An 18,232-nucleotide genomic window follows, 5' to 3' on the forward strand; every position below is an offset into this window, starting at 1 on the left:
GAAACCCTTTTATAAAAGGCCCCCCCACAAAGCCTGGTCTTTCAATGTATAGCTGCGCTAAACCACGCTGGACTTGCGCGCCTGTGGATTCAGGCAGTCTTGAGGCATCCTGCCGTCCAGAGCGTCAAATATTTTTCGCGCCGAGGACTCGCCCATATCCACATGTGAGTCGATGGTGGCAACCCCCCGGTGCGGCGTCATGAGCACGTTGTTCATGGTCCGCAACTCCGGGTGCGCATGCGGTTCATGCTCAATAACATCCAGCCCGGCTCCGGCAATGCGGCCCTCTTTCAGGGCGACCACCAGCGCTTCTTCGTCCACTACCGGACCGCGCGCGGTATTGATCAAGATGGCGTTGGGGCGCATGAGCGACAGCTCCGGCGCACTGATGTAGTGCCGCGTTGCGTCGGTCAGGGGAATGTGCAGGCTTACAAAATCAGAAGAAGCCAGCAATTCTTCCTTGCTCAGGTACTGCGCGCCAGTAGCTGCTTCAAATACTTCATTTCTGTGGCGGGCCGTATAGCTGAGGCGCATGTTGAAACCCTGCGCGCGCTTTGCCACAGCAAGGGCAATGCGCCCGCTGCCCACAATGCCCAGGTTCTTGCCGCTCACCCGCAGGCCCATGTGAATCGTGACGCCCCAAGGCGCCACGTCATTACGTACAGTCATATCCCCATCACGCAGCCTGCGGGCCACGCCAAGCATCAACGCCCAGGCGAGATCAGCCGTATCGGTTGTGACGGAGTCAGGATTGTGCGTCACCCATATGCCAAGGCGCGTGGCTTCTGCCACCGGGATATGGTCATAGCCGACGCCATAGCTGGAAATGATTTTACATGTGGGGGCAAGGGCTTCCATAACGTCAGAGTCAAGATGCTGCAATGTGGCGATAACAGCGTCTACCCCTCGCACGGCATCAATCAGGGCTTCTTTGGACAATCCCCCAGTTGGTCCCACATCCACCTGACAACGTGAACGCAGAAGATTCAGGGCTTCAGGCAATACACTACGGGTTACAAATACGCGAGGTTGAGTCATAATTTCTCCATTCATGGCAAAAGAGCATGGATTACCGTATTAGGCGGCTTTCAGAGTAAATGCAAGATTTTGGAGGTCGGCGTTCACCCAACGCTGTACGCGGCAATAGGGCTGGATATGTGGGGGAGGCAAGAAAATCACGGCTTTTTACGAGGCATGCCCGTGTAATGAGCGGCCCGGCGATTCCTGAAACGGCATTCGCTTTGCCAAGAAGCGGGGCGAGCCTTAAAGACGCGACTTATTGAGCCCGCGTTTCAGTTTGCACTACAGCAAAAAGCAATAAAGATTTTAGGGGGTGGGGGCGTGGGGGAGGGACCCTTTTGCAAAAGGTCCCTCCCCCACAAAAGGGTAGTTTATCCATGCGGCCAGGGCCGAAGCGAGCGATTCAACGTCACCTTGCCCTAAAGAGCGCAACCCATAAGCGGCCTGGTGCTTAACGCTTCCATATCCGCCAGCATTTTATTTTTCAGCGCCGTGGCTCTTTCTTTCTCCAGCATGACCATATCCACCTGACGGGTGTGGATGAGCAGATAGCCCAAGAGGCGCGTTTTCAGCAGTGTTTCTGCGGCGTTGTAGCCTTCGGCCACGGCAAAGACAGAGTCGTCCTTCACATCCGCGCGGAAGCCGTGCTGCTCCAGCAGATCGGCCACCATGCGGGCGCGCAACCGACGGCGCTCGCTGTCGGCGGCTCCGCCCTTGAACTGGAAGTTCACGAAGTTTTCGTGGCTTTTCTCTGCTGCGAGGCTTTCCACGGTACAGAAGTGGTAGCCATAGCGAGCCTGCAATATCATGTAGTTATCAGAAATGATAAAAAAGTTTTTGTTGGCCATGCTATTGGGCGCGGTGCTTTCAAGCTCGGGTTTCATCGTGCTCTCAAGCATAATGGTCATGAATCCCGAAGCGCTGGCCGCAGGCGGCCCGGCCCAGGGCACTGCGACCATACCATCCCACAGGGCAAGCATGGGCGCACTGGCGATCACATCCAGGTCCACTATGGGGCCTGTCACACGATGCCGGAATCCGCCGCCCATATCCACAACCCAGTACTGCAGCTTGGCTCCGGCCCTCAGCTGCTTGCCCATGCGCCTGCTGGCGTCGGCGTCTTCCTCTTCAAACATAAGGCGGACGGATTTTTCGTGGCAGAAGCGGGTAATGTCGTGCAGGGTGCGACAATGGGCAGGCGTGAATTCAGGAGCGTCGGGATCCAGAAGATTGAGGGGCACCATAAGCTGACTCAAAGCCTGAAGCCGCTGATGCACAGGGCTGCCAGCCATAAGATTGGTCGGCTCCACCGCTGTGGAGGCAAGTTGCGGCTGCCGCCCTGCAAAAACGGCGCAACGCCCGGCATCCAGCGTGGCTTCGCCTGCTCCATGCAGCAAGAGGCAGGCGTCGGGCAGGCTGAAGACGGCTGGCAGCCGGTATTCACGCGCTACCGACGCCAAATGCCCGGCCATGCCCCCTGTTTCGCTCACGAGCCCCGCGGCGCGCGAAAGCAACGGAGCCCAGCGGGGCAATGCCCGTTCCACCACCAAAATGCCGTCCTTGGGAAAGGAGAGCATGTCCGCTTCCTTGCGGGCCACAAAGACCGGCCCCATACCAACGCCGGGGCTTACGGCCACGCCGCCGGCAGCCAGCACCTTGAGCCCGGCGGGCAGGTCATCAAGCAAAAAGGCTTCGCCCTCTTCCTCTCCTGCCCTCGGATGCTCAATATTACTCTGCTCCGTGGCAGAATCCGCCTCATGCAGGGGGCGGCTCTGCAAAACCACGATGCGCCCGTCTTCGGCATCAAGGGCCCACTCCACATCCTGGGGCTCGGTATAATACGCTTCAAGGGCTATGGCCACTTTTGCGAGGTCAGCCGCCTGTTTGTCGGTAAGGCTTGGGGGCGTTCCCTCGGGCCCGGCCAGCCGCTTGTGGAGCAGTTCCGGCGGAACCTTGCGGCTGAAAATATACACGTCAGGTGTGACCACGCCGTCCACAACAGCCTGCGGCAAACCGGGGACGGCATTGAGAAGAATCTGCTCACGACCACGGCTGGCGGCCACGGGATCACGGCTGTACGCCACGCCCCCGGCTGCGGCGGGCACCATGGCCAGCACCCCCACGCACATGGGCGCGGCATCGTCGGGAATGCCATGCTGGTACCGGTAGCTCATGGCCGTTACCGCATACTTGCTGGCGATGATCTCCTTCCACACTTCACAGGCTTCTTCAGGCGGCACGTTGAGTTCGGACCTGTACTGCCCGGCAAACGTAACCCCCAGGGAATCTTCACCCACCGCGCTGCTGCGCAGGGCCAGTTTGAGCCCTGGCCCTGCCTTGGCGCGCATGGCGTCCACGGCTTCTGTGATGCCTTTTTCAAGATCGGGCGGCAGCGGCGCCGTGAGCACAGCCTTTTGCAGGGCGGCGGCAAGGCTGAAGACTTCATCCAGGCTCTGCATGTCCGTTGCCTGAATGCGCCGGTTCAGTTCGCTCTGCAGACCGTTATATTCCATAAAACGGTAGTAGGCGCTGACGGTCACGGCAAAACCGTCCGGCACAGTAAGCCCCGCATTGGAGGCGACTTCGCCAAGATTGGCCATTTTGCCGCCAACCAGGGTAAGGTCACTCAGGCTGATCTGGTCAAGATGCAGGATGAGAGGGCCGTCCTGATGGGGCATTTCTTCCAGCATGGACTCCATTTCTGTACGGATGCGGTCCAAGGAGTCCTGCAGGGCGGCATAGCCGTTGTCGGAAAGCGCGTTCAGGTCGCGCACCATCTGAAAGACGGCGGTAACGGCCCGCGTGCTGACGGCATGCACGTAGTCCATGCCAAACGGCCTCGTGCCAGAAAGGCGGTCTTCCACCTCGCTCATGGCTTCAAGAGCGCGTTTGTTGGCCGAAAGCAGGCGGCGGAACCGGGCGCAACGCTCGCGCAGCCGGGCCTTCAGCTCTTCTTCCTGGGCCAGTACCGCCGGATCCGGCTCAGAGGGCTGCTCGCGCCCCAGCCAGTGTCGCAAATATTTGAGCAGAGCCATGCTACACAGCGGAACGAACCGCTTCCTCCATCTTGATGATGAGCTCGCTGATAGCTACGGGCTTGAGCATGTAGTCGTATGCGCCAAGATCAAGCCCTTCCACGGCTACGCCCATACAGGCATGGCCGGTCAGCAGAAGGACGGGCAGTTTGGGCGCTTTCTGCTTCATGTGGCGCAGGGTTTCAAGGCCGTCCATACCGGGCATGCGCACGTCCATAACCACGATATTGAATGGCTCCCCTCCGGGGGCCAGCGCCTCATCGACCATATTGAGGGCTGTCTGTCCATCGGGCGCAGTGGCAACCTCCATCCCACGCCTGACAAGACGCTTCTGCATCAATTCCAAAAATTCCAGTTCGTCGTCCACAAACAATGCGCGCATGGGGCCTCCTCGGTTACAGGCAGTGCCGCGGCCAGGCCGGGCAGGTTGCCGATGCGTTGTTTCTTGCCGCCGGTGGCCGCCGGAGTCATAAATTTTGCCGTACGGCCATTCAATGAATACACAGTCTCGCGCATGCGCGCCCCAAAAATCAGGATTCAGGGCATAATCACCCTGAATACTCAGGCGATTGATGCGCGGTTGCCTGCGCAGACGCCGGAGCATTCTTAAAGAGAAATTGCTCCACTGCGCTCAGTCTGCCACTGCGGCAACCATGCTACCAATGTTGCGCCAATGCCGGAACCAGGCGCAGGCAGGGCGCTTCGGCTTCAGCCGCAACAGGCGCTTCTGGCCACAGCCAGACCGCCCCTCGCCTACTGACGGCAGCCAGACCTCGCTCCCGGCTTTGGGCGAAGCTAGACCGCGGCCCCTTCTTCCGGCGGCAGCTGCGGCGGCTCTGGCGGCAGGGTTACGCTGAACGTGGTGCCCTGCCCAAGTTGGCTCTGCACTTCAATGCGCCCGCCCAGTTTTTCAAGTATGGTGTAGCAGATGGCCAGCCCAAGCCCTGTACCCTCGCCCACCTTCTTGGTGGTGAAGAAAGGATCGAAAATACGCGACATGGTTTCCTGATCCATACCGGGGCCGGTGTCAGTAAACAATATGCGAACGCCCTTCTTCCACGCAAGCGTGCGAATGGTCAAAGTGCCGTTTTTGCCAATGGCGTCGACGGCATTGTCAATAATATTGATAAATATCTGCTCAAGTTGCGCCGGGTCGGACAGGATGACCGGAACCTGCGGGTCATAGTCCCTGACAATGGAAATATTGCGGTTGGTGGCTTCGGTTTTGAGCATCTCCGCAGCCTGATCAGTCAAGGAATTGATGAGAATCTCGGTGCGCCCCGGATTCATGCGGCGGCCAAAGCCCAACATGCGCTGCGTAATCCCCTTGGCTCTTTTGACATGCTGATCTATTTTCTCAGTACTTTCGAGTATTTCCTGATAATTTTTCATGGTGGTCGCGCTTTCGTCGTCCAGCAGATCGCGTATCCAGCCGGCATTTTCCTGAATGAGCATCAGAGGATTGTTCACCTCATGCGCTACGCCAGCGGCCATCTTGCCGAGGGCCGCCATCTTGCTGGACTGGAGCATGCGGGCGTCAATATGGGCCTGCTTCTGATCCGACTCTTCCAGCGAGGCCACAAGCCGCCGCGTACAGAGGTCAGCCCCCATGCAGACAAGCCCGCTGCCCAGAACCATAAAGAAAATGATGAGCGCCTTGAGCTGGCGCAGGGGCCGCAGACTGTCGCGAACATCATCCAGCACCACCAGCCGCCAGGGCATGGACTCCAGCGACATCACGGCAGCCAGCATTTCCTGCCCCTCAGGGGTCTTGATATATTGGGTAACGACGTTTTTGCGCGTCATGTCGGGCAGGTCAACGTCGAACGTTTCCATACTCTTGCCGTGGTAGCGCGAATTCGTTTGCAGTTCGCCCCTGGCGTTGACCAAAAACGCGTCGCTGTGCGGCCCGGAATACACGCGACGCAGCAGAGCCACCACGGCGTCCATATCAATGGTGGCCCGCACTATGTAACTGCGCCCCCCCTCATGCCGCAACACGGCAATGATGAAGTGCGGCTCGTTTCTGTAGCCCATGAAAACATCGCTGACGTGCACGCCCTTGCGCAGCACCTCCCTGAACCAAGGAGTATCGGAGTAGTTGTTGTCCCTTAAGTCGTAAGGCCCCACATAGGAGACGTGCCGCCCGTCCATGCCGATAATGCCCACATCCACAAAGGAGCGGCTGTTATTCTGCATGACGCTGAAAATTTCACTCAGGCGCGCGGGATCGCTCAGTTCGGTATACGGGTGGGTAAAAGCCAGATTCTTGATCTGGGCCACGCGCTCCACCATAAAGGTATCCAGCGCGCGGTGCTTGCTGCTGGCCACAGCCTCGATGCCTGCACTGATCTTTTCGTCATAGATGACGCTCAGCCTGTCTATGCAAAAGAGGCCCAGAGCCACCAGCGGCGTCAGCGCCATGAGCAGCAGGGTAACCAGCAGGCGGCGATAGATGGCCTTGTAGCCGCGATGTGGTGTGGGCGCTGTTACGGACATGTTTGCTTCTCCTCCACACCGGGCGAGGCCTGCGCCAGACTCTCGCCCCTGAACAGCATGCGGCAGTGGTTCAGCATTTCTTCACGCCTTGCGGCCACCTGCGCGGCATCCTGCATGATCATGTCCAACTGCCGGGTGTGGATAGTCATATACCCGGCAATGGCCAGCAGCAGTTCGCCTTCTTCGCGATCCATACCCTTGAGCGTGGCGCTGACGGCGTCGTTGCGCACCGTGGGGTTGAACCCGAATTCCCACAGGATTTCAGACACAAAGCGCACGCGCAGGATGCGTCGTTCAATATTGGCCGCCCCGCCACGCAGATGAAAGGTGAGGTAGTTTTCCGGGGTGCGCTCGCCAAGGCGTGCCTCCACGGACACAAAATGAAAGCCAAAGCGCGAATGTAGGCTGCAATAATCGCGCGAAATCATAAAATAATTTTTCTCTGAAAAATACGCCGTCTGCGCCGCAGGGTCCAGATTGGGATTGGCCGTGGCCTCGAAGAGCACGGACAAAAATCCTTTGCCGTCCACGGGCGGCGGCCCCTGCCAGGGATAGGCGTTCATGCCGTGCCAGAGCGCGCGCATGGGCACGGACGCTATCTGGTCAATATCGATCACAGGGCCGGGAGGGGTCACGGCGAAGCCGTCACTCAGATTAACCACCCAGAACTGCTTGAGCACCTTGTCGCGCAGCTGCTTTACCCGCTGCGGCGCGTATTTTTTTTCCGCCCCGAGGGAGAACATGGCGCTCACAGCCCTTTCATGACAATAGCGGGCTATATCATGATAGGTCTGGCAGTTGGCCGCCTTGAATTCCGGGCTGTCCACGTCCATAGTCAGGGGCAGGATGCGGGCCGAGGCCTTTTGCAGGATGCGGTACACCGGGCTGCCCGGCATATAGTCGCGCCCCGGCGGCACATTGGGCAAGAGCGATTCCTGCCTGTCCGTATACACCTGACAGACATCGGAACACAGGGTGATGCTCTGCCCGTTTTCCAGCGTGTCCAGCGCTCCGGCCATGCCAAAAATGGCTGGCTTGCCGAATTCCCGCGCCAGCGAGGCCAGACGCGAACCGGCCAGCCCCTCTTTGGCAATGATGCCAGCGACGCGGTCCATCAAGGCTCCCCAACGATAATTATCATCAGGCACAACCAAAATGCCGCCAGGCGGAAACCGCCGGGCATCCTCCCAGCGGTGCGCCACGCAGACAGGCCCCGCCACTCTGCCGGGGCTCACGGTGTACCCGCCCGAAAGACGCAGGCTGGAACCGACTTCAGGCAGCACGGGCGGCATGTCCACGGCGTCCACCGGCAGCGGGATGGGCCGCACCAGCAGCAAACGCAATTCCCCTTGCGGCGTCCGCACCCAGGAAAGAGAAACCGGGCACCCCAACAGCTCTTCAAGTTCAAGGGCCAGAGCAGCCACGTCCCTGGCCGTTTCAGCATCAAGAACGAGAGATGCCGCGTCATCGGGGCCAGCAAGACTGACTATTTCGTGAGGAGGCCGCCTGTCCACCGTGGCATGGTCAGCGGGCAGCACAGAATAATCCAGTTCTTGCGGCAGACCCTGGCAGGCATAGACGTGAACCAGTTCTCCGTGCGCGCGCACAGGGCTGCACGAATGGGCAAGCCCGCCCCAGGAGCCTTCTTCCACAGCCATGCAGGTGATGCACACGCCCGCTCCCGCATCGGTAAGACCCCGCGCCCGGCGGTACACAAGAGCCTGAGCGCGCTGCTTGCGCGCCAGCGTCAACTGTACCGCGTGCAAAATTTCCTCGTCAGACGCATTCAGAGGGACGGAAGGCCCCCAAAGAATCAGGCCGGGATCATCGCTGCCACGGGCTTCAGGCGGCCACAGTCGCCCACGCAGCACCAGCCGCATGGACTCGTGCGGGCAGCAGGCGCGCAAACGCGCCAGGGCTGCACAGATTTCCTGTTCAAGGTCAGGCGGCAGGGGCGTATCTTCAACCAGTTGGCCGAGACTGCGCGACAGCTTGGCCAGATGCTTGGGCGCAAGCCCCCCTGCCGCCTGGATACGACGGTTGATCTCGCTTTGCAGGTCGCCGCTCTGCAAAAAATGCTGACAACCGGCCATGGTGATGACAAAGCCCCGGGGCGCCAGCTGGGGATGACGCCGCCGAACTTCTTCAAGCCTCAGGGTTGCCGGGTCCACCAGAGGAAAGCCGCTCTGAACGGAAAGCGCCTCAAAGTCGGAATCTTCGCCGAGCGGCAGCACCAGCGGGCCCAGAAGGCACACCTCCGGCTCATACACATCCTCGGCCACTTTTTTCTGAAGTTCGGCAAACCGGGCGTACAAGGCTTGGCACGGGGCCGGATCGAGCCTTTCAAGCTGTTTGACGCACTGAAAGACCTGGGTGGCCATGCTGGTGCACAGGGCGCGCACCCTGTACAGCCCGAAGGGATGGTCGCAACACAAGGTGTATTCAAGGGCGGTCATGGTTTCCTGAAAGGTATTCCATGCCGTTAAGAAGAGCTTGAAGGAATGGTGCCGCAGTGCAAAGAAGTGCTCGGCCTCGCTGTCGGAAGCCGTGACACTGGCGGCGGCGCGTCTGGCGGACCGCGTAAAAAAGCCCAGAAGGCGTGAGAGAGACATGTCGGCTCCAGAACTCGTGACAAAGCCCCGGATATGAAAACGGGGCCTGTGCGCCAGCGGCGTTATCGCCGGACCGCAGACACGGAAATGCGCCATGTGCCGGAATGCCGCCCCGATGCGGACGCCCTCCCCGGTGGTCGCCGCTGCCAGACGGCAACACAGGCAGAGCGAGGACGTGCCATAACCATAAACATGCCGGACAGCCGTGCACAAAGCGGGCACAGACGCGGTCCAGCCCTGCGGGCATTCTGCTGATTCCGGCTTTGAAAAAAAGCAGACTTTCTTTTACGAAAAGCGTGCTTTACTGGCACGTTAGTGAAACAAAAACCGATGCTTCTTTCAGTCGCAAGCCGAAAACGCACATGTCAATTCAGCCTAGCATAAGCACATGCAGCCTTCAAGCCGCATGTGACAGAATTCGCAAATATAATCCGCACGGCTATTGAAAAGTTCAGCCCCGCTGCGGGGCCACGCCGTTCTGCCCGGAAGGCACGGGAGGCACGCCCTGCTGGGCTGCCGCCCCTTCCGCCAATTGGGCCAGGGCGCGCAGTTGTTGCATGCTCTGCTCCAGAAACTGCGGGTCGCCAACGTCCTGCCGCAAGAAGCTGTTGATGGCGGGCATGCTGGTAATGGCGGCGTCGATTTCGGCATTGGTGCCTTGCGCATAGGCTCCGATATTGACCATATCTTCAACCTTGCGGAAGGTGCTCATATTTCGGGTGACCACGCGCCCGGCCAGGATGTCCTGCCGCTCGCAGATGTCCGAGCGCAGACGGCTGATGGAGCGCAGCACGTCAATGGCAGGAAAGTGCCCCTGGTCCGCCAGATCGCGGGTAAGCACAATGTGGCCGTCAAGGATGGAGCGCACGGCGTCGGCAATGGGTTCGTTAAAGTCGTCGCCGTCCACAAGGACGGTGTAAATGCCTGTAATGGTTCCCTTGGCGGAACGCCCGGCCCGCTCAAGCAGCTTTGGCAACTGGGCAAAAACTGTGGGAGTATAGCCCTTTGTGGTCGGCGGCTCGCCCACCGCCAGGCCAACCTCGCGGGCGGCCATGGCAAAACGCGTGACCGAGTCCATCATGAGCAGCACGTCCATGCTCTTGTCGCGAAAATATTCGGCAACTGCCGTAGCCGCGTAGGCCGCGCGCATACGTACCAGCGGCGACTGGTCTGAAGTGGCGATGACCAGCACCGAGCGGGCCATGCCCTCGGGGCCGAGGTCGCGCTCCATAAATTCCACAACCTCGCGGCCACGTTCGCCTATAAGCGCTATGACGTTGACGTCGGCGCGCGTGTACCGCGCCATCATGCCCATAAGGGTGGACTTGCCCACGCCGGAACCGGCCATGATGCCCACGCGCTGCCCCTTGCCAAGAGTGAGCAGGCTGTTGACCGACCGAACGCCGACATCAAGGATGTCCGTAATGCGGGGGCGTTGCAAGGGGCTGGGCGGATCGGCGTAAATGGGCGCAAGTTCGGGATGCCACTGCTGGCGGGCCGCCTCGGCCCATTCCGGCACAAAGGGAAGCTGCTCTTCCACCTGACGGGCAAAATCGGCCTTGGCATTGTCGCCCATAGGCAGGGGAGAGGAATAGAGTTCCGTACTGACAGGCGGGCCCGCATCCAGGGGGGTGCCAAAAGCGTCAAAGGCACGGCCCAGAAGTTCCGGCCCAACAGGAAAAACCGGCGGCAGGCTGGTATTGCGGATGCGGCTGCCGGGGCGGATGCCGCGCATATCCCCATAGGGCATGAAGAGCAGGTTTCCGTCACGAAAGCCCACTACTTCGGCAGCGATGCCCTCGTCCCCTTCATCGGGCAGCATATGGCAGACAGCCCCCAGGGGAGCGCGCAGGCCGCTGCCTTCAGCCACAAGACCCACGACCTTGTTTACCTTTCCGTAAAGGCGGACGGGGTTGCTGGCTTGCAGCAGCTTGATGCAGGCTTGTGGATCAAGTTTCATGGCAGAACCCAGGATCAGCGGCCTTTGTCCGCACCGGGCAGAAAACCGCCCTGCGAAAAAACGTCTTGGTCGTCATGAACGCCCGGGCCGCCCTGTCCGGAAATTCCGGAGCCGCCAGAGGAGCCCAAAGACCGGGGAGAAAGATGTTCCACCAGACCGGACACCTCCTCCGCTTCAACTTCAAGGGGAAAAAGCTCGTCTTCCAGTTCCGCCAGCGTCGGATTTTCAACCTGTGCAGCCGGGCTAGCCTTTGCGGCAGCCGCCTTTTCCTGGCCCACATGTTCCTGGCCCGCATGTTCCTGGCCCGCATGCTCTCCGGCAGCCGGAGACTGCACCGGGACAGCGCCATGAACGGTTTGGGCCGTCTGCGCGGGTGCGGCAGAAGCATGATCTTGGCTTTGCTGCCCCTCCGCCGCAGGGGCAGAAGCGCCGACCTGCGCGTCATGGTCAACCCCAGATGAAGGGGCGGGAACGGAAGATATTGAGGGTTCGCCAGGTGCAGTACCGGGAGCAGGGTCTGGCGCAATATCTGGCGCAGAGGCGTACGCGGGATCAGGCAAAGGGCCGGGTGCAGTGCCGGGCGCAGTGGCAACCTGTTCCGGTTCTTCAACCATCAAGGCTTCGGAGTCTGGTATGGGGCCCAGGTGATCTTCCGGCAGCGCCGGTTCGTCCACGGCGGGCAAATTCTGATTCTGCCTATCCTGCCCCTGCGGCGCGGCAGCAGCCTCGCCTGCCGGATCGCCTGCCACGGCGTCTGCAGCGTGAGGAGCCGCGTCGGCAGGCATGTCAGCGGGCAGGTTATTGGGAGAATCAGTGGGCAGGCCATGCGCCAGCCCTTCCGCCAAATCTTCTGGCAGATCAGGGGGAAGGTCGACATCCAGAGGGTCGGCATGCGCGACGCCCGCAGACTGTTCATCGTATCCCGCTGCGTCCTGCTGCTCCGCGCGCGCATCCTCATGCGCTCCGTGCGCGGAGGCCTGCTCCGGCTCGGGGGACATGGCCGCAATGCGCTCAGCCTCCTGACGCACCAGCTGACTGACAGCCTCGCCTTGGCGCTTGTCATCCTGATCCGGCCCCAGAGTGAGGCAGGACAAAACACCGTTGACCAGTTCCGTATAGAGTTCGCGGCGGCAGTCAACGCTGCCGCTGACGCTTTCGGCCAGCAGACCGCCCCGTCCCACCGAGGGGTCGCCGTTGACGATCCACTGTTGCAGTTCGGGCACGCGCTCGCGCGCTGCCATAAACATGTCGCTGACGGTATCCTCGTCGTCGGGGTGTACGCGCAACGTTACGGTGGCGCGGTCTTCGAGGAGATTGAGCGCTTCAAAGACCAGAGACTGCAAAATTTTTTTGTGCTCTTTTTCCAGTACCCACCCGGTGCCGGCGGTAACGGCCTCCTGCGTGAGCTGGGCCAGTTGCTCACGCCAGGACTCGCAAATGGCGTGACGCTGACTGTCCAAAGCATGAAGCACCGTGCCAAGGGCCTGCCCTATTTCAGCGCGAAACTCCTTGAGTTCCTGCCCGGCCTGATCCATTCCGGCCTGAAAGCCATCGGCCCGCCCGTTTTCACGCAAATCTTGCGCTTCTTGCCGCAAGGCCTGCGCCTGCGCCAGTTCCGCCTGCGCCTGGTTTCTTTCTTCCTGGGCCTGCGCCTTTAAGGCTTCACTTTCGTGCGTGAGCCGCTTATTCAGTTCCTGTGCTTCGACCCTGGCTTCTTCCAGCACTTTCTGGCGCTCAGCATAGGCCGCGCCTAATATTTCACGCGCGCGCTCCTCAGCCTTGGCCCGCACCCGGTCAAAATAATCTTCCTGCTGCTGGTGCTGCATGCGTTCACGGCGCAAAGGCTCCTGCATGGCGTCAATCTGCTCCACGGTGGCTTCGCGCTCACCCATGAAGACAGTTCCCCATTTTTTGCGCAACTGATCTGACGCCATGACTTTTTCCAACTTGCAGTTTCTACAAAAAAACGCGGTTTGGGCAATAGTGCCGTGACATCTCTCAGGGACTCAGGCCATCAGCCTTAGACAAAGACTTCGCCCGCGCCCCTGCTGACAACCAGCTTGCTCTCGGCCTCAAGGCGGCGCACGATCTTTACGATATTCTGCTGCGCGGCTTCCACGTCCGAAAGCTTGGTGGGGCCCATGTACTCCAGTTCTTCGCGTATCATGTTGCCCGCGCGCTCGGACATGTTCTTGAAGAATTTTTCCTTGAGATCGTCGCTGGCGCCACGCAGGGCCAGGGTGAGGTCCTCGTTGGAGATTTCCTTGAGCATTTCCCGCACGCCCCTGTCGTCAATATTCTTGCAGTCCTCAAACACGAACATGAGGTTGCGGATATCTTCGGCCATCTGGGCGGAGTCTTCTTCGATCTCGGACAGGACTTCTTCTTCGGTGGCACGGTCCACGGCATTGAGGATTTCGGCCACAGACTGGACGCCGCCCACTTTTTTGCCTTCCTTGCCGCCCATGGCGATAAGCTGGCTTGTGAGCACCTTGTCCACTTCCATAAGCATGTCTTCAGGCACAGCCTCAAGGCGCGCCAGACGCATGAGCACCTCGGCGCGCACGCCTGCGGGCAGGCTTGTCAATAAATTGGCGGCCTGATCGGGGTGCAGGTGGCCGAGAATGAGCGCCAGGGTCTGCGGATGTTCATTACGCAAAATTTGTGAAAGAAGGCGGGGGCTCACCTGCTCAAGTTCGCGGAAGGGCGCTGGCCCGGTTTCAAGACTGAGCGAGTCCATAATGTACTTGGCGGTTTCAGGATCAAGGTTCTTGACCAGCAGGCGCTTGAGAATATCGCTGCCGCCCGCGATCATGTCCACGCCTTCCACCAGGGACTCATGAAAGTCGCGCAGCACTTCCTCGACATCTTCACGCGGCACTGGCTCCAAGTCCACAATGGCTTTGGAGATTTCGGCTATTTCCTGCCTGTCCATGCGCTTGAACACGTCGGCCGTGAACTTGTCGCCCATGGCGAGCAGCAGCACGGCTATGCGCTGTTTGCCGGTCAGCTCCATCCTCAACTCCTTCACCTCGGCCCTGGGGCGGAGGCATTTTAGAAAACACTGATTAAAGAGCCCCTTGGAAAGGCTCAGTTATTTCGTTTGGCAAGGCGCGATCTTTTTTTTGAAGCAGGAGTGGACTCTTCCGTCCTCGACTGTTTCAAAAAAAGTGAAGCGACGCCGCCAAACGGAATACATCAGCGTTTCCTTTAATCCTTGTCAGAAAGCCAGCGCTTGATAAGCCGCACGGCCTGATCCATATGCTGCTCCGTAATGCGGAACAGCCGCAGCTTCAATTCTTCAACCCGCTGATTTGTCTCTTTCTGCGCCCGGCGCAATGTCTTGAGCTGGGTGAGAGAAGCCGACGCGGGGTCGCTTTCTTTGCCTGTCAGCAGGCTTGTTCGTGACGGACTAGGCTTTAACTGTTTCATCTCTCTTCATCCAGCCGCGCACCAGTGTCACCACCTGTTCCATATGGTTGTCCGACAGGCTGAAGATGTGCGCTTTCAGTGCTTCAATGTCCTTGAACATCAGATCGTCCTCGTCATCAGCATCGCCCATCGACGATTCGTCTTCAGTTCTGGCGGCCTCTTCCAGAGCCTCATAGAGAGCAAGCTGCTCTTCGGCGGCAGGCAGACCTTCCAGACCTTCGACCATTTCGCCCGCTTCGACCTTGGGGCGGATAAGCGCCAACACCACAGGCCGCACGATAAGCATCAGGAACAGGAATGCCAGCAGCGCGTTGAGTAGGGGCTTGCCCAGACGCTCGGCGTAGTCGGCCAGCATGTCGGCAAAGTTGGGGTCCTTGGGCGGCTCCGAGTCGGTAAAGGGCGCAGAGCTGACTTCCAAAGCATCGCCCCGGCCCGTGTCCAGCCCCACAGCGTTGTGCACCAGCTGGCGCACCCGCTCAAGCTCTTCACTCTTGCGCGGCATAAAGGTCCAGACGCCATCGGTCTTTACATACGTGCCATCAATGAGGACTGCAACCGTCAAACGGCGCAATTCACCCACATTTGAAACAATCTGCTGTTCTTCCTTGTTGATTTCATAGTTGGTGGTACGCGATTCACGCGTGCCGCTCTGGTCTGAAACCGAACCGGTGATGCCGTCGCCACGAAAATTTACATCCGGCGCGCCCGCTTCAAGATTGGCGCGGCCCTGCTGGCTTTCTTCCTGACGGTATTCACTGCGAACCGCTGTTTTTTCAGGATCAAAAAGCTCGCGGCGTATGGTCTTCTGGCTGAAATCCATATCGGCATTGACCTTGGCGATAACACGGCCAGAGCCAAAAAGGGGCTGCAGCATTTCTTCAATGCGGCGTTCAAGGTTGCGCTGCACGGTCTGGCGGTATTCCATCTGAGTGGTCGTGATGCCCGCCAGGCTGTCTTCTTCCGGCTGGTAAAGAACCTTGCCGCTGGTGTCGGTGATGGAAACATGGGCTCTGTCCAGCCCTTCAACGGACATGAGCATCATGTTGAGAATGGCGTTGATTTCTTTCTGGTCGATCTTGATATTGGCCCGGGTAAGCTTGAGAACCACCGAGGCCGAAGGAGACTGGCGCTCTTCGACAAAAAGGCTGCGGCGCGGGATGACCAGATGCACGCGGGCGCTTTCAACACCGGGAAACTGGCTGATGGTGCGGGCCAGTTCCCCCTGGAGCGCGCGTGAGTAGTTGATCTTCTGCACAAAGTCGGTTTGGCCGACCTTGACCTTGTCAAAAATCTCAAAACCAATGCCCTGCCCTACCAGGCCGCCTTCGCCCGCTATCTTGATGCGCTGGTCGTAAACCACTTCCTGGGGCACCATAATAGTGGCCCCGTTGTCGGTGATACGGTAGGCCACCTTGTCGCCCTGCAAGGTCTTGATGACCACGTTGGCGTCTTCAGGACCAAGGTTTGAATAAAGAACCCGGTATTCGGGGCGGGTCATCCAGATGGAAAGACCAATGACCGCAGCCAGCAGCCCGACAGCCCCGCCAACGGAAGCAACGCGTTGCAGTGGGCTCATCTTGGCCCATATCGCCGTGAAGGAGTTGACGAATTGTTGAATGAATGCAGGCATGTTCCGCTCCTGTGCGCGTAAGCGCTGGTTTTCCGACGCCAGGGCCGGGCTTTACTAGCCATAGCAAGAGCTATGCCACTATATCGCATACGGATTTGACAGGGCGCATCTGGTTGCGTGGCCTGCCGCGTGAAGCTCAAATTCGTGACGCAAAAAAACCTTTCCCCAGCGGCAGAGCCACATGAGGAAAGGTCGTTCAGGAGTACGCGTTCGTCGGGCAGAGAATTGTGTTGGCCGGATATGAACTGTCTATAGTTACGCCGTAAAAGGTAAGCCCCCGGCAAACGTCATCTAGGGAAGCACTGATTAAAGAGCCTCCTGAAAACGCGCAGTTATTTCGTTTGGCAAGACGCGATCTTTTTGAAAGCAGGAGTGGACTCTTCCGTCCTTAACTGTTTCAAAAAAAGTGAAGCAACACCGCCAAACGGAATAAATCAGCGTTTCCCTAGAACTGCATCTTTGAAATTTCTTTATACGCTTCCAGAACCTTGCCGCGCACAGCGGTCGTCAGCTTCATGGCAAGACTCGACTTCTGCATGGTGATCATGAGTTCCTGCACGTTTTGCGTGCGCCCAGAAGCGAAGTCATCGATGGCATTGTCCTTCACGTTCTGTAACTGATTTACCTTGTTGAGCGAGTCTTTGAGCGTTCCTGTAAAGCTGTTCTCGGGCATCACGGGCGTTGAAGCCCTGCCGGGGAACTGCATCTTGTCTATCTGAGCGCCGAAGTTTTCACCGGTATCCACCTGGCTGCGGGCAAGGCTCTGATCCAGAGTGCGGGAAAAAAGCGTCTGCCCGCCGACCGCCGACCCTTGCTGCAAGCTGCCTGAAACCTTGTTGAAATGCTGTATGGCTTCGCTATAGGCGCGCATGCCCGTTGCCTGAATGCTCATGATGTTCTCCTGACGCTACCCGCTGGTTCCATTTGCCCGTAACGGCGCATACACTGTACTATTTGCCGATTTCAAGCGCCTTGGTGTACATGCCCTTGATGGCGTCCACCGTGGTGACGTTGGCTTCAAAATTGCGTTGGGCCGTCATGAGGTTGGCCATTTCCTCCACCACGTTGATGTCGGGATACATCACGTAGCCTTCGGCGTTGGCGTCGGGATTGCCCGGCTCATACACGCGCTTGAAGGGGCGGTTGTCCATTGTCACGGCCATGACGCGCACGCCTTTGACCGAGCGGTCAAGGGCCGACTGCATGTGGACGGAAAAAGGATCGTCCACGTCAGCCGTCTGCTGCACGACGGTGCGCCTGCGGTAAGGACCGCCCAAAGGCGTACGCGTGGTCTTGGCATTGGCCAGGTTCATTGAAATTGTATTGATGCGCGTACGATCGGCCGCGAGGCCCGATGCGCTTATGTCAAATGCTGTCATGAAGTCCATGACGTCCTCCTGATACGCAAAAATCCGTAAAACTCGCCCGACCTGCCTGCGCTTCCTGCATGACGAGCCGGGTCGCGCGCTGCCCGTTGACCGGGCGGCGCTTCTTACGCCTGCTTGCCGTCCTGTATGACGGTATGTATGCCTTCAAACGTTTTTGTCAGAACTTGGGCCAGCGCTGTAAACTGCAACTGGTTCTTGGAGTGCTTGGCCATTTCCTTATCCAGGTTCACACGGTCTTCGCCGTGAATACGCCTGGGCTTGAAAGCCTCCGACCACTCGGGCCTGAAGGATGAAGGATCAAAGGTCGAGGGAATGTGCTCCTCGCTGGTGCGGCTCATCTGCCCTTCCATATTCTGTCCGAGGGCGGTCTGAAGCTCTTTTTCAAAGCTCAATTCACGCGGCTTGTAGTTGGGGGTGTCAATGTTGGCCAAGTTGGCGGCAATGACATTCTGCCTTTGAAGCTGCATGTTCATGACCGTGCCGACCAGGCTAACCTGACTGGTGAACAAACTTTTCATGATGCCTCCCGCAGTCCTTATGGATTGCTGACAAGGCGGAAGCAAAACCTGTTCCATTTTTATTTATACAAATTAAAACAGTTTGTTATATAAAAAATCACACAACATAAAAACCTCTGGCCCGGACATCGCCATTTT

At 58.9% G+C, this 18,232-nt stretch carries 13 protein-coding genes; all 13 read right to left on the bottom strand.

Annotated features, from left to right (window positions below):
* Positions 1-57: 57 nt before the first annotated feature.
* Complete coding sequence (locus tag BCS36_RS03925; protein ID WP_291301607.1) at positions 58-1,038, bottom strand: D-glycerate dehydrogenase; 981 nt, start codon at positions 1,036-1,038, stop codon at positions 58-60.
* A 401-nt stretch (positions 1,039-1,439) separates the two neighbouring features.
* Entirely contained in the window at positions 1,440-4,055 is a 2,616-nt protein-coding gene (locus tag BCS36_RS03930) for a PEP/pyruvate-binding domain-containing protein (RefSeq protein ID WP_291301608.1), read from the bottom strand.
* A gap of 1 nt (position 4,056) precedes the next feature.
* Positions 4,057-4,437, bottom strand: coding sequence for a response regulator (locus BCS36_RS03935; RefSeq protein WP_179981300.1), 381 nt, complete (start codon positions 4,435-4,437; stop codon positions 4,057-4,059).
* 413 nt (positions 4,438-4,850) lie between these two features.
* Positions 4,851-6,554: an ATP-binding protein gene (locus BCS36_RS03940; RefSeq protein WP_291301609.1), complete on the bottom strand. Its 1,704-nt coding sequence runs from the start codon at positions 6,552-6,554 to the stop codon at positions 4,851-4,853.
* Positions 6,545-9,166, bottom strand: a complete 2,622-nt coding sequence (locus BCS36_RS03945; protein WP_291301610.1) for a PEP/pyruvate-binding domain-containing protein — start codon at positions 9,164-9,166, stop codon at positions 6,545-6,547. Before BCS36_RS03945 ends, BCS36_RS03940 begins: the two co-directional genes overlap by 10 nt.
* Before the next feature lie 451 nt (positions 9,167-9,617).
* On the bottom strand, positions 9,618-11,126 hold the full coding sequence (locus tag BCS36_RS03950) for a FliI/YscN family ATPase (RefSeq protein ID WP_291301611.1): 1,509 nt from the start codon (positions 11,124-11,126) through the stop codon (positions 9,618-9,620).
* 14 nt (positions 11,127-11,140) lie between these two features.
* Positions 11,141-13,060 carry a FliH/SctL family protein gene (locus BCS36_RS03955; protein WP_291301612.1) on the bottom strand — a complete coding sequence of 640 codons (1,920 nt, stop codon included), beginning with the start codon at positions 13,058-13,060 and terminating at the stop codon, positions 11,141-11,143.
* 86 nt (positions 13,061-13,146) lie between these two features.
* On the bottom strand, positions 13,147-14,142 hold the full coding sequence (fliG, locus tag BCS36_RS03960) for a flagellar motor switch protein FliG (protein WP_291301613.1): 996 nt from the start codon (positions 14,140-14,142) through the stop codon (positions 13,147-13,149).
* A 194-nt stretch (positions 14,143-14,336) separates the two neighbouring features.
* Entirely contained in the window at positions 14,337-14,558 is a 222-nt protein-coding gene (locus BCS36_RS03965; RefSeq protein ID WP_291301614.1) for a flagellar M-ring protein FliF, read from the bottom strand.
* Positions 14,539-16,188, bottom strand: a complete 1,650-nt coding sequence (gene fliF, locus BCS36_RS03970) for a flagellar basal-body MS-ring/collar protein FliF (protein ID WP_291301615.1) — start codon at positions 16,186-16,188, stop codon at positions 14,539-14,541. Before fliF ends, BCS36_RS03965 begins: the two co-directional genes overlap by 20 nt.
* A gap of 445 nt (positions 16,189-16,633) precedes the next feature.
* Positions 16,634-17,080, bottom strand: coding sequence for a flagellar hook-basal body complex protein FliE (gene fliE, locus BCS36_RS14150; RefSeq protein WP_367209171.1), 447 nt, complete (start codon positions 17,078-17,080; stop codon positions 16,634-16,636).
* Positions 17,081-17,138: 58 nt separating this feature from the next.
* Positions 17,139-17,576 (bottom strand): flagellar basal body rod protein FlgC, encoded by a 438-nt coding sequence (gene flgC / locus BCS36_RS03980; RefSeq protein ID WP_291301616.1) that lies wholly within the window; start codon positions 17,574-17,576, stop codon positions 17,139-17,141.
* 104 nt (positions 17,577-17,680) lie between these two features.
* Entirely contained in the window at positions 17,681-18,094 is a 414-nt protein-coding gene (gene flgB / locus BCS36_RS03985) for a flagellar basal body rod protein FlgB (protein ID WP_291301617.1), read from the bottom strand.
* Between the last annotated feature and the right edge of the window lie 138 nt (positions 18,095-18,232).

It is taken from the genome of Desulfovibrio sp. MES5 (assembly GCF_002237645.1).
GTDB lineage: Bacteria > Desulfobacterota > Desulfovibrionia > Desulfovibrionales > Desulfovibrionaceae > Desulfovibrio.

Coding starts and splice junctions, on each gene's coding strand:
- BCS36_RS03950 (WP_291301611.1), bottom strand. CDS start 11,126: ATGAAACTTGATCCACAAGCCTGCATCAAGCTGCTGCAAGCCAGCAAC.
- BCS36_RS03940 (WP_291301609.1), bottom strand. CDS start 6,554: ATGTCCGTAACAGCGCCCACACCACATCGCGGCTACAAGGCCATCTAT.
- BCS36_RS03925 (WP_291301607.1), bottom strand. CDS start 1,038: ATGACTCAACCTCGCGTATTTGTAACCCGTAGTGTATTGCCTGAAGCC.
- BCS36_RS03965 (WP_291301614.1), bottom strand. CDS start 14,558: ATGAAACAGTTAAAGCCTAGTCCGTCACGAACAAGCCTGCTGACAGGC.
- fliG (WP_291301613.1), bottom strand. CDS start 14,142: ATGGAGCTGACCGGCAAACAGCGCATAGCCGTGCTGCTGCTCGCCATG.
- fliF (WP_291301615.1), bottom strand. CDS start 16,188: ATGCCTGCATTCATTCAACAATTCGTCAACTCCTTCACGGCGATATGG.
- BCS36_RS03955 (WP_291301612.1), bottom strand. CDS start 13,060: ATGGCGTCAGATCAGTTGCGCAAAAAATGGGGAACTGTCTTCATGGGT.
- BCS36_RS03930 (WP_291301608.1), bottom strand. CDS start 4,055: ATGGCTCTGCTCAAATATTTGCGACACTGGCTGGGGCGCGAGCAGCCC.
- flgB (WP_291301617.1), bottom strand. CDS start 18,094: ATGAAAAGTTTGTTCACCAGTCAGGTTAGCCTGGTCGGCACGGTCATG.
- BCS36_RS03935 (WP_179981300.1), bottom strand. CDS start 4,437: ATGCGCGCATTGTTTGTGGACGACGAACTGGAATTTTTGGAATTGATG.
- flgC (WP_291301616.1), bottom strand. CDS start 17,576: ATGGACTTCATGACAGCATTTGACATAAGCGCATCGGGCCTCGCGGCC.
- fliE (WP_367209171.1), bottom strand. CDS start 17,080: ATGAGCATTCAGGCAACGGGCATGCGCGCCTATAGCGAAGCCATACAG.
- BCS36_RS03945 (WP_291301610.1), bottom strand. CDS start 9,166: ATGTCTCTCTCACGCCTTCTGGGCTTTTTTACGCGGTCCGCCAGACGC.